The sequence below is a fragment of the Vibrio penaeicida genome, from assembly GCF_019977755.1.
GTDB lineage: Bacteria > Pseudomonadota > Gammaproteobacteria > Enterobacterales > Vibrionaceae > Vibrio > Vibrio penaeicida.
This window is the reverse complement of the sequence record NZ_AP025145.1, coordinates 2329827-2344412: the sequence shown is the minus strand read 5'-3', so window position 1 is coordinate 2344412 and position 14586 is coordinate 2329827. Positions and strand designations below refer to the sequence as shown.

General features: G+C 43.6%; 12 protein-coding genes. 5 read left to right on the top strand and 7 right to left on the bottom strand.

Features of this window, described 5'->3' with window-relative positions:
• Nucleotides 1-227 precede the first annotated feature (227 nt).
• On the top strand, nucleotides 228-1892 hold the full coding sequence (locus tag LDO37_RS28690; protein WP_126607750.1) for a DUF342 domain-containing protein: 1665 nt from the start codon (nucleotides 228-230) through the stop codon (nucleotides 1890-1892).
• Nucleotides 1893-1936: 44 nt separating this feature from the next.
• Here the strand turns inward: LDO37_RS28690 and LDO37_RS28685 are convergent, their stop codons facing one another.
• Nucleotides 1937-2296, bottom strand: coding sequence for a GFA family protein (locus tag LDO37_RS28685; protein WP_126607749.1), 360 nt, complete (start codon nucleotides 2294-2296; stop codon nucleotides 1937-1939).
• A gap of 31 nt (nucleotides 2297-2327) precedes the next feature.
• On the opposite strand from LDO37_RS28685, the gene LDO37_RS28680 reads away from it, so the two are divergent.
• Nucleotides 2328-2660 carry a DUF1294 domain-containing protein gene (locus tag LDO37_RS28680; protein ID WP_221768531.1) on the top strand — a complete coding sequence of 111 codons (333 nt, stop codon included), beginning with the start codon at nucleotides 2328-2330 and terminating at the stop codon, nucleotides 2658-2660.
• A 272-nt stretch (nucleotides 2661-2932) separates the two neighbouring features.
• Nucleotides 2933-3916, top strand: coding sequence for a porin (locus LDO37_RS28675; protein WP_185829799.1), 984 nt, complete (start codon nucleotides 2933-2935; stop codon nucleotides 3914-3916).
• Nucleotides 3917-3995: 79 nt separating this feature from the next.
• Here LDO37_RS28675 and LDO37_RS28670 read toward each other — a convergent pair whose 3' ends face one another.
• On the bottom strand, nucleotides 3996-4892 hold the full coding sequence (locus LDO37_RS28670) for a helix-turn-helix domain-containing protein (protein ID WP_126607747.1): 897 nt from the start codon (nucleotides 4890-4892) through the stop codon (nucleotides 3996-3998).
• 165 nt (nucleotides 4893-5057) lie between these two features.
• Here LDO37_RS28670 and LDO37_RS28665 point away from each other — a divergent pair, with 165 nt between their 5' ends.
• Nucleotides 5058-6014 (top strand): NAD(P)-dependent alcohol dehydrogenase, encoded by a 957-nt coding sequence (locus LDO37_RS28665; protein ID WP_126607746.1) that lies wholly within the window; start codon nucleotides 5058-5060, stop codon nucleotides 6012-6014.
• 123 nt (nucleotides 6015-6137) lie between these two features.
• On the opposite strand, the gene LDO37_RS28660 is transcribed toward LDO37_RS28665, so the two are convergent.
• The 4 genes from LDO37_RS28660 to LDO37_RS28645 all read right to left on the bottom strand — a co-directional run bounded on the left by LDO37_RS28660 (nucleotide 6138) and on the right by LDO37_RS28645 (nucleotide 12361).
• A complete protein-coding gene (locus LDO37_RS28660) occupies nucleotides 6138-8249 on the bottom strand; it encodes a type I secretion system permease/ATPase (RefSeq protein WP_126607745.1) in 2112 nt (703 codons plus the stop codon).
• Between the two features lie 19 nt (nucleotides 8250-8268).
• Nucleotides 8269-10179, bottom strand: coding sequence for a bifunctional diguanylate cyclase/phosphodiesterase (locus LDO37_RS28655; protein WP_126607744.1), 1911 nt, complete (start codon nucleotides 10177-10179; stop codon nucleotides 8269-8271).
• 5 nt (nucleotides 10180-10184) lie between these two features.
• A complete protein-coding gene (locus LDO37_RS28650) occupies nucleotides 10185-10829 on the bottom strand; it encodes a transglutaminase-like cysteine peptidase (protein ID WP_399481619.1) in 645 nt (214 codons plus the stop codon).
• A gap of 140 nt (nucleotides 10830-10969) precedes the next feature.
• Nucleotides 10970-12361: an HlyD family type I secretion periplasmic adaptor subunit gene (locus LDO37_RS28645; RefSeq protein WP_126607743.1), complete on the bottom strand. Its 1392-nt coding sequence runs from the start codon at nucleotides 12359-12361 to the stop codon at nucleotides 10970-10972.
• A gap of 292 nt (nucleotides 12362-12653) precedes the next feature.
• On the opposite strand from LDO37_RS28645, the gene pdxH reads away from it, so the two are divergent.
• Nucleotides 12654-13289, top strand: a complete 636-nt coding sequence (gene pdxH, locus LDO37_RS28640) for a pyridoxamine 5'-phosphate oxidase (protein WP_126607742.1) — start codon at nucleotides 12654-12656, stop codon at nucleotides 13287-13289.
• A gap of 94 nt (nucleotides 13290-13383) precedes the next feature.
• Here pdxH and LDO37_RS28635 read toward each other — a convergent pair whose 3' ends face one another.
• Nucleotides 13384-14148, bottom strand: a complete 765-nt coding sequence (locus LDO37_RS28635) for a heparin lyase I family protein (protein ID WP_126607741.1) — start codon at nucleotides 14146-14148, stop codon at nucleotides 13384-13386.
• Between the last annotated feature and the right edge of the window lie 438 nt (nucleotides 14149-14586).

Here is a 14586-nt window from a genome sequence, read left to right as displayed (position 1 = left end):
ATGTTTGCTTTATTCGTGTGATTTAAAGAATATGTAGCTGGAATTTGAATAATCAATGTTTAGAGATGAAAATGTCGTGAGCTAAATATTGAATTTTCTCGCTGTGGTGAAGTTGATGTGCTTGTATTAGTGACCACAGCCGGAAAACGCGCATGTTTTTGTTAAATCTCTGGACAAATTCGTTACACTCATTCCAGAAATGGTGTCTTATTTTTGAGTGACGGACTATGTGGAAAGAGTTCATCCGACTTTCGGATGATGATCAAAGTGTCATAGCACAGATGCCCACCGATATGGCTGTAGAGCCTGACTTCGGTGAGCTGGGACTTGATCACGCCATCGAAAATTTGGGTGCCGCTTCCTTCTTCTTAGACGATGGTGCCGTAAAAACCTTTGTTAGCGCTGCCCGTAAGGCGAAAAAAGAAGCGTTTCAGGGTGTCAAAGTTGCGTACCGTAAAAATGCAAGGGTAACCGTTGAGCTCGAAGATGACGATATGATCGCGCGTATGGTTGTACAAGGTGCTCAAGGAGGTCGAGCACTTCGAGGCAGCGAAATTGTAGAAGCGCTATCCGCGGCACATGTCACCAAAGGCATCAATAAACTCGCGCTAAAAAAGGTACTGGCGATGAGCCATAAGGTACCACCAGGGCAAGAGTTTTCTCAGGCAGTAGCCATTGGTAAGCGTCCTGTAGACGGAAAAGATGCGGAATTCATTTCACTGTTCCCCGATATCAACAGCCGCGTACTCAGACCACAAGAAGTTAATACGGTTACTCACCGTGTTGATATGCGTAATCTCGGTGAAACCATAACGGTTGCCGAAAATGAAGAGCTTTTACGGCGTAAACCGGCGACGAAAGGTACGCCTGGTTTTACTGTTTGTGGCAAAGCTATCCCTCCTAAACCCGGAACCGACAAACTCTTACGAGAAGGGAAGGGCACTTATATATGCAAAAACAACCCTAATTTACTTCGTGCATCCGTGTCTGGAATGCCAGTCATGAAGAAAGGCTCGAGCGTTGAAGTTGATAATGCGCTGTGTTTGAGCAAGGTCGATGTATCGACCGGTCATATTAAATTCAAAGGTTGCGTTGTCATTACGGGCGATATAGAACCCGGAATGAAGGTGCTTGCCACTGGCTCTATCACGGTGGGTGGTTTTATTGAATCGGCCGATGTTCAGGCTCATGGAGATATTACCGCTGCAAAAGGTATTATCGGTCGCCCAGTTGGAGAAGGTGAAGAGAATGCCTGTGTTGTCCGTTCTGGTGGCTCCATTACGAGTAAATATGCTCAGTATGCGACGGTACAAGCTCACGATGACATTACTCTTGCCATCCATAGCCTGCAAAACGAAGTCCGTTGTGGAGGCGATCTAAGTGTCTGTGATGCGAATGGAAAACAGGGCACGCTAAGTGGAGGCAACACCCAAGTTGGTGGAAAGATTACCTGCGTGAACTTAGGCGTTGAAGGCGATTCTGTCACCAATGTGGAAGCTTGTGCTCGCTATAAAAAGTACAAAGCGGGTATTGAAAAGCTGAAAGAGAACTATAAAAAAGTTCAAGAAGAAACCATGAAGGTGGTTCGGGCGGAATTGGAGCTTTCCAAAACACCTAAATCCGAGCGGACTCAAGATATGGTGGATAACGTTGCTTCTTTAAAAGAAAAAAACAACGATCTACTCACTCGAACCAAGAAAAAGCTCGATGCGGTTGAACTTGAATTTGAGCAAATGCTTTCGGCGAATACCATCACCGTAAAAAACAAAGTGTATTCCCGTGTAACGGTTAGATTTGGTGAGGACACGGTAGTCACACGTCGTGAACATGGTCCTTCCATACTGTCTTACAATCACTATGAAATTAGCTTTGAAGCGATGATGAAGAGCTAATCTGTGTCATACAGATTAACACGCCAGCAGACCATAGAAATGCCTTAATCCAGAAACGTCCATGTATCCGCGCCATCAAAACGCCGCACACGAATAGATTCAACCATTTCTCTGTCAAACAATCGGAAATTCACGCCCACTCTATCCATTCCCGCTTTATCTGTTGCCGTGTAATGGGTATGTATTTTATATATCGGGCAATGGTGGAAGTGAATCATTCGATCACCCCACTCGTATCCATCGGTTACACCAGAAGTCACGATCACATCCACTTCAGGCGATGTGTAGTAGCCGTATAAAGGCGCAGTTCTAAAGCAGTGAGAGCAGTTGCATTGAGTTAAAGTGTCTGGAAGTGTCTTTACTTGCAGCGTGATATTGCCACAATGGCAGGTTCCACTTGTCATCTTACATTCCCTTTAAAGCCGAGGAGGTGCCGTGAAGTTGTCCGTCTTCTATTGGTTATTCTTGTTTGTCTCCCTATTTTATAGCCACCTCCCAATTTATTGGTTATTGGTGTCACAGCTTTTGAGTTTATTCACGCTCTTTTTCTACTGGTGGGATAAACGGCAAGCGATCAAAGGGAATCGTCGAGTGAAAGAAGCCACATTGCACGGCTTGGCTATGTTGGGTGGCTGGCCTGGTGCGCTTATTGGTAGAGAAGTGTTTCGCCATAAAACGCAAAAGCGTCCATTTTATCTCATCCTTTATTCTGTTTCGGCATTGCACTGTGCGTTTACCGCTCTCTTTGTTTACGTTGTGTTAGCATAAATACTGGGGGAGGTAATCACGATAACCTAACGAATCCGTACGCCAAACTCCTAAAGCTTATCTCTTATCATCGCAACTTTTTTACTTCGTCAATTGTAAACATTTGCCTCTCTGTGTAATGAAAGATGAGAAACGTAAGGTGTTGTAAGTGATTGGTTTGTATGGTGTAAGCGTGAGTAAGGGACTATTGATAACTAACGTCTTATGTCTAATATCCATTGCGCAAATGAATTCTTTTGCAATTAAATATAATTAGCAGTGGATGAATGATAATGAAAAAGACAATTCTAGCTGTTGCAGTAACTCTTGCAGCAACATCAGTAAACGCAGCAGAAATTTACAACAAGGATGGCGTTAAGCTAGATCTTGGTGGTGCCGCTGAAGTTCAGTACAAAAAAGAACGTGCTGAAAAATCAGTAGGCAAATTCCGTTTAGACGATGGCGACCTATTCGCAACTACTACAGTAACAGTAGATGAAGAGCTAACGGCTATCGGTAAAGCAGCATTTAAATTCGAAAAAACAGACGTTGAGAACGACGAGCTGTATGTTGGTCTACAGCACAGCAAATTCGGTACGTTTACAGCAGGTCGTCAATCAACGACTTTCGACGGTGCTGGTATCTCTAACGACATCGAGTTCGGTATTAAGTTCTTTGATGATGAAGTTGAAACGTTAGCAGTAGGTTCTGGCGATTCAGTTGCTAAGTACGCAGGTACTTTTGGTAATGCTTGGGTTGGTGGTTCTTACGCTGAAGTTAAAGAAACTAAAGGTGAGCACAAGTTTGCTTACGATGTTGCTGGTGGCTACAAGTTCGGTAACGTAGAAGCGGCTGTTTACCTTCAGCAGGTGAAGTTGGATACAGCAACTTTCGGTAAAGTAACGGCGAAAAACGTAAAATCTAACTCTGCACTAGCGCAGGTTAAAGGTACGTTTGATGCGATTACTGTTGGTGCTTCTTACGCAACAACTAAGCTAAGCGGCGGCGACAAAGTAACGGTTGATGGCAAGATCAACATTGCTAAGCTTTCTGCAGCGTATGCTCTTGATGAGAAAACGTCGATTGCTGGTGGTTACGACTACGGTGATGCAAAAGATGCTGCAAAAGTACACAACTTCTACGCAAACGTAACTCACAAGTTCCACAGCAATGTGAAAGTTTACGCAGAACTAGGTCACGCTGATGTTAAAGAAGCAAACGGTGACAAGGTTAAGACTGAGCTGGGTTATGCAGCAGGTCTAGAAGTTAAATTCTAAAAGTTACCACTGCCTTTTCTACTTTTAGAGTTTTGACCCCGCCCTTGTGGCGGGGTTTTTCGTTTTATATGGCGTTTAATCAAGATCTAGTTTTGGAGCGAATGGGAATAATGTACTTGGATTTCATTTCAGGTAACGTAAAGTTTTTCAGGTTTTCAAACAGTTCGTAATCTTGCCCCGTACCTCGTTCATATTCCGAATTGGGTAGCCAGTATCCATAAATGTAATCCATGGTTTTACCAACGGAGTCCTCACTTACCTCTTCTACTTCAAATACGGCAATCTCTTGCTGAGGAAGCCTATGAGTCTTCATGTCACTAGGGATAAGTTGTCGATCGGATACTTCCATCGCAGAAAGGTACGTCACTTCATCTTCTAAAAAAGTGCCTGAAGGGCTAATAGTCAGCCCGTAGTAGGTGTCGTCTTTTGCATGTTTGAGTTCTTCTCGCCTCCCCAATAATTGCATCCAAGGCGCTTCGAGTAAATCGCAAAAACTCTCTTCAAAGGTAAATGGAGAGGGAATAGTGGTTTCAAAACCGACCAGCAGCAATTCTGGTTGATGAATGATTTGCGGCTCAAGCTTCATACCATTATTTAGGTGTGAGAAAAGTGATTGAGTAAGTACAGGCTTTTCTCTCAAGTTTACAACGGGGCTTTGCTGGCGAAACTGTTTCGGAGTGATTGAAAAGTAGTGCTTGAATGAACGTGTAAAAGCCTCGTGGGAGCCAAAGCCCACATTCAGCGCTATATCAATAATTCCCAGCTCGGTATGAATCAACTGCTGCGCAGCTCGCGTCAACTTTCGTCCGCGAATGTATCCTCCTAATGTATCGCCAATTAAGCCTTTGAACATTCGTTGAAAGTGCCACGGTGACATACTAAACCGCTTTGCTAATAGGGCGATGTCGATGTCTTCATCTAGGTGAGATTCAATATGTTCAACCAACTCTTGAAGCTGCGAGATTAAATGTGACATGCCGTCCTTCCAAAACGATGGAGTTGAATAGTGATTTAAGCCAAACCCTGACCAGAACCAAATTGTGACTTCAGTAAAAAAGTAACCAGTACCGCACAAACTATCAAGTTAAGGATTCTTTGTCGTTTTAAAGTGAGGCGAGTGAATGAGCTAGGAAGACAGATAATGAAAGCGATGATATATGAGCGTTACGGTGATACAGATGTATTACAAACAAAGGCTTTGGATATTCCAGTTGTAGACAAAAATCAGATTTTGATTAAGGTACGAGCAACAACGGTATCTTCTGCCGATGTTCGTATGCGAAAAGCCGACCCATGGGCTGTACGCCTGTTTAATGGCATCTTCACTCCCAAGAAACAAGTGCTAGGAACTGAATTTTCTGGAGAGATAGCGGCTATCGGGGAGTCAGTGACTCAATTCAATACCGGAGACTGCGTTTTTGGTGGTACTGGAACAGAAATGGGTGCGCACGCCGAGTATTTATTGCTCGAGGAGTCCGCTGCTGTAACGCATATGCCTTCAAGCTTAACCTTTGAACAAGCGGCATCCATCCCCTTTGGAGCGACAGCTTCTTGGTATTTTTTGCATCATCGGATCTCAACAAGACCAAAATTACGCATTCTTATCAACGGTGCGGGTGGCGCGCTGGGTAGCTACGGTATTCAGATTGCGGTAAACAAAGGAATGGAAGTGACCGCCGTATGTCAATTAGCAAAGAAAGCGCTCGTCCAATCCCTTGGTGCTCACGATGTTTGGGATTACACAGAAAGGGCGGTTGAAGATAGATCTGGCGAGTTCGACATTCTATATGACACGGTTGGTAATCTTAAATACTCAGCTTGTAAACACTTGCTCACCAATGATGGAGTTTGGCTCGCTGCATCAGGCGGTCTTACTGATTTTTATCGCATGCTGACTACGCGAATATGGGGGCGAAGAAAAGTTGTGTGTGGTTTAGCTATCGAAACAAAGAGTGATATGAACCAGATAAAAACGTTGATTGAGACCGATAAATTAAACCCAGTTATTGATTCGATTTTCGAATTCGACAAGTTGGTGGAAGCTCATCGTCGTGTGGAAGAAGGGCGCAAAGCAGGAAGTGTGGTGGTTAAATTGTGATGACGCTTTCGGATATATACCCATCAGATGCAGGGGATAGATTAAGTTAAAAAAGCCCTCTCGGTTAGAGAGGGCTGAGTTCACAAATAGATGTTGGCATCATTATTGGCTGTAGGCTCAGTACTACGATGCTTTCACGCGACCTTGTTTTAAGCTGTTGAGAACTTGCTCTTTCGGTCCGTCGGCGATCACTGCCCCTTTTTCCATTACAATCACACGATCTACGACATCGAGCATTGAGGTTTTGTGCGTTATCAATATCAGCGTCTCGCTCTTTTTCAGATTAACAAGCTGATGTTTGATGTGCATTTCGGAACGGTTATCCATAGAACTGGTTGGTTCGTCCATGAGTAAAACCGGAGGCCTGCCAAGGAATGCTCGCGATATAGCAACGGATTGGCGCTGACCGCCAGACAGTAGAAGCCCACCTTCACCTACCTGCCTTTCAAGCCCTGCGGGGTCTTGTTGAGTAAATACGGTCACACCACCTCGGTTTGCCGCATCCAGTACTTCTCTGTCATCCACTAAAGGTTGACCAAGCGTAATGTTGTCTCGAATTGAGCCAAAGAACAGAGTGATATCTTGTGGTACACAACCAATGTTGCGGCGTACATCAGCGTGGTGCAGCTGCGCGATATCCGTATCGTCAATTCGGACATTGCCTTCTGTGGGTTGATAAAGCCCCATAATGAGGCGCTCTATCGTTGTTTTACCTGAACCAATACGACCAATGATCGCCACTTTTTCACCTGGATTGATGCAAATACTCACGTCTCGAACTGAAGCGAGATCGGAGTCCGGATAGTGAAATGTCACGCGGTCGAGCTCAATCTTTCCTTGAATGATGGGGCGATGGATATAGCGTTTGCCTTCTTCCTGCTCTTCTGGCATCGACATCACTTGTTCGATGATGGTCATAGAAGATTTAGCTTGATTGTATCGAGTAGAAAGCAGTGACAGCTGTACGAGAGGACCGACTGCGCGACCGCTCAACATAGTGGCAGCGATTAACCCACCCATGCTCAGTTCGCCCTCGGCAATCAGGTACACACCCACAATGATCATACCGACGTTTGCCGTTTGCTGAATAAAGCCAGCAGCGTTTTGAATGGAGTCGGTAATGCGTCGGCTTTTGATGTTCCAGTTTGCCATATGAGCAACCGCTTCTTCCCAGCGGTATTGGAATTGGCTTTGTGCACCAAAAACTTTAACGGTTTCCAGCCCCGCAAGGCTTTCAATCAGGTTGGCGTATTTTTGTGAAGCCAAGCGCGATCCTTCTTCGATGCTTTTTCTCAAAGGACCTTGGATAAGCATGGAGTGAAGGATCAGAATGAGAATTCCGACAATTGGCACAATGACAAGGTTACCGGCCACCAACCATATGACCACCAAAAACAGCAGCGCAAAAGGGAGGTCAATCAATGAAGAGACTGTTGCAGAGGTAAAGAACTCTCTTATCGATTCAAACTCTTGTAAGTGCCTTGCAAACGCCCCCACAGATGCTGGGCGAGATTCCATTCGAATGCCCATGACTTTACTGAATAATTTCGACGAAATCAGAACATCGGATTTCTTACCCGCCACATCAATGAAGTAACTTCGCAGCAACTTAAGAAGAAAGTCGAACAGGAAGACAACAAAAATACCAGACGCTAATACCCACAGGGATTCAAACGCAAGGTTCGGCACCACTTTGTCGTACACCAATCGCGTAAACATAGGGGCGGCAATGGCAAACAGGTTGATCAGAATGGAAGCAATCAATACATCGCGGTAGATGTGTTTGGATTCCAGCAAAGTACTCCAAAACCAATGCCCATCACGCGGTTTCAATACTTCTGGAGAACGCTCGTCGTAGCGAAATTGCTTTTTAACTAAAAAGTAGCGCCCTGTATACAGCTGTTTCAATTCCTCAAGAGGCAGCGAAATTGGCATTAGGTGAGAATCTGATGTCACCACTTCTGCTTCTTGTGTTTCGCGGTTTATGCTCACAAGTACACAAGCGTCCCCCCCTTTGAGAAGCAAGACTGCAGGCAGAATCAGTTCTGGAATGCCTTCAAATTCAGTGCGATTTTCACGGGCAACTAACCCCGCTCTTTCTGCTGAGCGTGGAAAAAGGAAGGGTGTCAGCTTACCGTCTGCTAACGGTAAGCCACTTACGAGTGCTTCTGGTGAATTCGACATGCCATAGTAGCGGCTAATGTACACCAGCGAGTTCAACAACGGATCTTGCATCCTTGATAGACCTTAAAACTTATTTATCAACAATGAAGCCTTGGAATGCTTCAATAAAGTGCTCAGAAAGAAAATCCAGCTGTGCTTGTGTTTCTACGCGCGAAGCGATGGTTTTTATCCCAAGGTTATGCGCAGTTCGAGAAATTGAAGTAAGTGTGTACTTCTGCTTCTCGTCATCAATTTGGTGGGTGTACAGGTAATCTAGCTTAACGTAAGCCGGTCTAAATTCGTTGATGTACTCCAAGGAGTGGAAATGACGACCGTAATTGTCCACACCAAAATCAGCGCCAGCGCTGCGAATAGCGTGACAGATTAAAGCGGTGTGGTGCTGGTGGTTGATAAAGCAAGACTCAGGAATTTCAAAATGCAGTTTTTTAGCCAGTGCGCCATTCTTGGTTAGGGTTTGTGTCAGCCAGCGAATAAAGCTTGGCTCAGTGACACTGCTGATGGTTAAGTTGATTGCTAGGGTATCCGTGACTTCTCGGCTGCGGAGCTTATCTAACATCGCCACGATAACGTACTGGTCAAAGATATGACCTGCATTTAATTGCTCCAACGCAAACAGGTATTGGTTGGCAGTGAAGCGCTCACCATTTTTCTCAATGGCAGAGAAAACCTCGCGGTGATAGGTCGCTCCCGTCGTGGTGTTTGCAGTCTGTAGTTTAAACTCTACCCATTGATTACTAATGGCTTCTTCAACCAAGGTACGCCACTGCTGCTTACCAAGAAGCACTTGGTTTTGTTTATCCGTAACAAGGTCATATGATTTTTCTGGATGGGCATGTGCATTTGAAAGTGCATTATCCACCAAGGAAAGAATCTCGGTTGTATTTTTGCGCTTTTCATTATAGACCACACCTAGGTAAGCTGAAGATGGCGCGGTGCCCGTCGGGTCCGGTCGAATATCTTGGGTGTAGTTCATGATGCTTTCCGACACCATGCGCAATTCACTTTCTTCTAAGTTAGGGAGAATGAAACCAAACTCAGCGGTATTGATGCGTGCAATGGTGACGTCTGGAGATGAAGTGGTTGCTTTGAGCAAGTCTGCCAACTCTTTAACAAGGTTGTCGCCAATCTCGTACCCTTCGTCGTCGTACGCTTCTTTTATAAAGGCTGCTTGCAAGATAGCCACACCGCCTACTGCAGATTCGCTTAACCATGTATTTAGCTGACCAATGAAGAATGAGCGGTTACCCAGATGTGATACCGGATCCATATACGCTCTTTCACGCAACTGTTGGGCTTCTCTTGCCTGCGCTTTAAAGCTTTTTTCAACTTGTGCAGACATGGCATTAATCCCATCGACAACGGCAATCAAGTCTCGAGTTCGTGGGCGTTCAAGTGGTTCACCAAAGTGATTGTTGGCGACTTCTTTCATCTTCTGAATGATGAGTGTTAGTGGGGTCAATGCGCGTCTCACTACCGCAGAAATCACCACCGCACCAATGATGAAGATTCCTGTAAATAGAGTGACTAAGCTGGTGAGAGCCTGCCAAAGTTGGAAGTAGGCATCGCCTGGATGGCTGATTATTTCCACTTCTGCCAATTGGAGCCATCCACTGGTTACGACTCGACGATCGTGAATCGTTCTAAACAAATCCAAATTCGTGAACCAGTCGGGAATATCGTGATTCTTAATCGGGTAGGTTCGAACTATTTCCTTATCGTTACTAAGGAAGATGAGCCTGACTGCGGAATATGAGCTGCCATCAAACAAGGCGTTTATAACAGACTCCACGGCAACTTCATCTTGATTTTCAAGATAAGGCGCTAACGCTAGCCCGACGGTGTTGATGGTGTTATTCACCTCAGAGCGTTGCGCTTGCTCTAAGAAATTCCGTGTGGTGTTAAACTCAATCGCAAAGACCGAGGTTATTAACAGTAGAAATACTGCCAACATCCAAGCGACTAGCTGTCTATATAGTGTCATGGTGCTTACTCATCATAATTAATAATGGGTTTATTTAATTTCAATTTTTGTTCGCGTGAGCGTAAGTCGTTCCATAAGCTCAAGCGAGAGGATTTTCCTGCTAACTTACCACTGGCTTTTTCTTTCATTAGCCATAGGTTTTTACCGTTAAAACTGTAGATAGGCAGTAAGTCTCTGCGCTTCGAAGCTGGTTTAATATCTGCAATCAAGTTATCCAAAATCAAAGGCTGCGAACTTGGTGTTCGGTAATAGGCCAGAACCATGTGAAATTGATTTAATTCAATCGCTTTAACGTACACTAAGCGGAGCTTCTTATCTGGGACGCCGAGCTCAAGCAATGAGAAATACTTCGCAATTGTGAAATCTTCACAGTCCCCACCAGCGCTTCCTAGAAATTCTAGGGGTGTTGCCCAGTAGTCTTTACGTCCCCACAGGTTTATGTCGTCGACAAAATTCATCTGGTTAAAGAAATTGTTGACGGCTTCAAGTTGATCTTTTTCTTTCAAATTGTGGTAGTCGGCAATGCCATTACGCCAAGCCGTAACGCGTTTCGCTGCGCGATCACCGTATGTGCCTCGAACAGCCTCTACCCAGCGTTGCTCTTTCGTATTTAGAGCTACTGAAGTGAATGGAAGTGATAACAGGCACATCAATAATGCACCTGTTTTTATTCGGTTAATCGCCATCAAAAATCAGGACGTTTCACTGAATGTTTGAGGCAATGTTACGCGCCAAATAGTTGGTAAAGGACAATGGTTTCCTCCGAATCGCATTCAATGTAATCCCCGGTTTATTCACGCAAAGCCGTTTGTTGGGCACGTGATATAGGCTTCAATAGATAATCCAGAACAGAACGTTTTCCCGTTATAATATCGACCGAGGTCGTCATTCCTGGAATGATTGGGAGCTGTTCTGAATGACCAAAACTGTCTTGCAAAGTCCGTACTCGCACAAGGTAAAAGCTGTTGCCTTCTTCATCTTGGATGGTATCCGCACTGATGTGTTCCAAAATGCCTTCAAGCCCTCCGTATCGAGTAAAGTCATAAGCACTGAATTTAACGATAGCAGGCAGACCGGGTCTTAAAAAGGCAATATCTTGTGGGGCAATCTTTGCTTCGACCAACAGAGTGTCCTCGGTTGGGACGATTTCCACTAAATCCATGCCGGGTTGAATAACACCACCTACGGTATTTGTGTGCATTTTTTTTATTGTGCCAGTAACCGGAGATACGACGATGGTTCGGTTCACTCGGTCTTCAAGCCCAACCGTGGATTCGGTCAGCGATGACAATTTATCTTGTGCTTGATTAAGCTTTTCTTGTTGCTCCGAGCGGAATTTTAAAGCGGCATCGATTCGACTCAAAATAGCTTCGCGGATGGCAGAGGTTAATACCGGCACTTTAAGTTCCGTAGAAGTGAGTTCTCGACTGGTATCGTTGAGTTGTCGTTCCAATTTTAGCAACTCGATTCGAGGGACGATGCCTTCTGTTGCTAATGGTTTTGTAATATCGAGTTCTTTTTTGGCGAAATCGTAGCTACGTTGAAGGTTGGTAACTCGAGCTTTGATTTCGACAAGGTCTTGAAGTTTCTGCTCTACTTGTTGATCAAGAACAGATACCTGATTCTTTAGATTATTGAGATCTTGGCGATATTCTGCAAATTGGCGCGCGACCAATTGTGGGTCGTTTTCAGCCAGTTGTTCAGGGAAGATCAGTTTATCGCTTTCGATAACAACGCTGTCTTGCCAGTTATCCGGATCTAAATCTTCACGGATTTTAATACTCGCGATGGAAGCGGACAATTGCAGTACATTGGCTGTTAGGTTGGTGACTTGCTGTTCTCTTTCACGAAAATCAGAACGAAATCTGGTGTCATCAATCAGAAGAAGCTGTTGTCCTTTTTCAACCATCTCACCTTCGTGAACAAGGATTTTTTTAACTAATCCTCCCTCAAGGTTTTGAACCACCTGTAATTGTGAAGACGGGATAACCTTACCTTGACCTACGGTTACCTTATCAATTTGTGCCCAAGCAGCCCAACCAATGGCAATGGCAAAAAACAGTACGACCACCCAAAGAAGAATTCTAGCACTACTCGGTGTATTCAAAAGTAAAGCGGCTGTTTTATCATCCACGTAGTCTAGTTCTTTTGAGTCCAGCTTTTTCAGGCTCTTGGTGTCCATGTATTTCCCTTGCAACAAATCAGACGGTCAACAAAAATTTGTGTGTTTTATCTTGAAGCAATTTTCATGCTAACGCTTGTGAATCTTCGGATTTGATGAATAAATTGTTAAGTTGTTCATTTAATTATACCTCAGCTAAATACATTCACATATCTAGGCGGCAGATAGTTACCTCAAAATACGTGTTTTTGAATTCTATGGACTGGTAAAGCGGAAAAGAAAACATAAAGAAAAATGACTTGAGTTCCAAAATCCTTAGGCGCAAAATCATCGGAAACCAGAAGGAGTCGAAATGGAACTTTCAGATATTCGCCGTGAATACACAAAAGACGGCTTAAGGCGTCGAGATTTGAAATCTGATCCGATTGATCAATTTAATCTTTGGCTTCAGCAAGCTGTAGATGCCAAATTGAGTGATCCGACGGCGATGACAGTCGCGACCGTTGATGAAAACGGCATGCCTTTCCAAAGAATAGTGTTGTTGAAAAGTGTAGATAAAGAGGGATTTGTATTTTATACCAACTTAGGTAGCCGTAAGGCGCAACACCTCGATAGTCACAGTAAGATCAGTCTTCATTTCCCTTGGCACCCATTGGAACGACAAGTACATGTGACTGGTGTCGCTCAAAAGCTAACGGCAATGGAGAACATGAAATACTTCAGCTCCAGACCGAAAGAGAGCCAAATTGCCGCGATCGCCAGCAAGCAAAGTAGCCGGTTATCTGCTCGTAGCATGTTGATAAGCAAGTATATGGAAGTCAAAAAGCAATTTGAGAATGGAAAAATTCCGGTTCCGACGTTTTGGGGTGGCTTTCGAGTGAAGCCAGAAAGTATGGAGTTTTGGCAAGGCGGTGAGCATCGCCTTCATGATCGCTTCTTATTTTCACGCGATGATGATGAGTGGTCGATAGACCGACTCGCGCCGTAATCAGTTTTAGCCTTTACATACGGCTTTAAAATTCCATTTGAATATAAAAACGCCGCACTGTAAGTCAGTGCGGCGTTTTGTTTTTATTTACTTTTTAGTTGGCTAGCTCGTGGTAGCGAATGTTCTTAACACTTAATTCAATTTCTTCGTTATCCACTTCCCATGAAGTTGGTTTATAGATACCGAACTTGATGTAAGGCTTTTGAATATCGTTGAATGTGTTTGGACCACATACATCAGATAGCACTTCATCGTTAATTTTTACTGTTAAGCATGCATCTTTGTTATGAGAAAGTTCACCACTGATTTCTACATTATACCAACTGTCTGCTTCGTAGTAGTAATCGCTGAATAGCTTTCTGTATTCGATTGAGTTACCAGTACCGCCACATGTCCCATTCTTCGTCACTGATATTTGGTTTTCATCCCAACGGTTGAACATTCTCAAAGTGCCGTTTATAGACTCAAGAGCCATGATTGGACAGCGCCACGCTTCACCTTGATCTGGTACTGAATGTAGCTGGAAGTAGCTGTGCCATTGGCTATAGTGAGCAAAGTTGTCGTTAGTCTTGAAATCAAAAGAGAATTTAAACGGGGTATCACGCTTAACGACATCCTTTATTGCAAACTCACAACGTTTGCGGTTTGGGGCTTTGTTCATTTTTAGTTTAGTGATGTCATGATCTTTGGTTAAGTTCACCGAGAGCAAGTCGAAATGACACTCGATATGAACTTTTTCATTTGGTGTCTTTAGCCCACCTAGGTCAAGCTGTTCGTATACCGTTTTCCACATGTTTGCCGCTTGCGCACTTACCGAAAATACACTTCCAACTAATAATAAAGTTAAAATTTTCATCATTATTCACCCACTCGTAAAAGAAATAAATTTAATTTTCAAGTAATTGCGACATAGAGAGCCCGCTTATTTCTCAGAGAGAAATAAATGCTTAATAGATAAAACAGATTTCTAACATTAAAATTCTGTGTTTTTGTAAATTAAAATCAATGATATTAAATACTTAATGTTTATTGATTTTAAAAACTAACTATTTTTTGGCTTTTATATGTAGCGATAACAATCCAATTTTTAAGTACATCAAATAAGTTATTACATTAAGTTCGGAACTACTGTCTCGTTCCTCTCTTGTCCACAACGAGAATATTAAAGTTTATTTTCTAATAGAAAAATTCATAAAAGGCTCACAATGATATTTGTACAAAATCAAAAACAAAGATTTGATCTTCATTCCATAAAATAATTTACTAGAGTAAAATAAAGTAAATATATCGAATTTAT

What these genes read in the sequence shown, in the direction of transcription:
- pdxH (WP_126607742.1), top strand. Translation starts at nt 12,654, where the DNA reads ATGGAACTTTCAGATATTCGCCGTGAATACACAAAAGACGGCTTAAGG.
- LDO37_RS28660 (WP_126607745.1), bottom strand. Translation starts at nt 8,249, where the DNA reads ATGCAAGATCCGTTGTTGAACTCGCTGGTGTACATTAGCCGCTACTAT.
- LDO37_RS28665 (WP_126607746.1), top strand. Translation starts at nt 5,058, where the DNA reads ATGAAAGCGATGATATATGAGCGTTACGGTGATACAGATGTATTACAA.
- LDO37_RS28685 (WP_126607749.1), bottom strand. Translation starts at nt 2,296, where the DNA reads ATGACAAGTGGAACCTGCCATTGTGGCAATATCACGCTGCAAGTAAAG.
- LDO37_RS28635 (WP_126607741.1), bottom strand. Translation starts at nt 14,148, where the DNA reads ATGATGAAAATTTTAACTTTATTATTAGTTGGAAGTGTATTTTCGGTA.
- LDO37_RS28655 (WP_126607744.1), bottom strand. Translation starts at nt 10,179, where the DNA reads ATGACACTATATAGACAGCTAGTCGCTTGGATGTTGGCAGTATTTCTA.
- LDO37_RS28675 (WP_185829799.1), top strand. Translation starts at nt 2,933, where the DNA reads ATGAAAAAGACAATTCTAGCTGTTGCAGTAACTCTTGCAGCAACATCA.
- LDO37_RS28645 (WP_126607743.1), bottom strand. Translation starts at nt 12,361, where the DNA reads ATGGACACCAAGAGCCTGAAAAAGCTGGACTCAAAAGAACTAGACTAC.
- LDO37_RS28690 (WP_126607750.1), top strand. Translation starts at nt 228, where the DNA reads ATGTGGAAAGAGTTCATCCGACTTTCGGATGATGATCAAAGTGTCATA.
- LDO37_RS28650 (WP_399481619.1), bottom strand. Translation starts at nt 10,829, where the DNA reads ATGTGCCTGTTATCACTTCCATTCACTTCAGTAGCTCTAAATACGAAA.
- LDO37_RS28670 (WP_126607747.1), bottom strand. Translation starts at nt 4,892, where the DNA reads ATGTCACATTTAATCTCGCAGCTTCAAGAGTTGGTTGAACATATTGAA.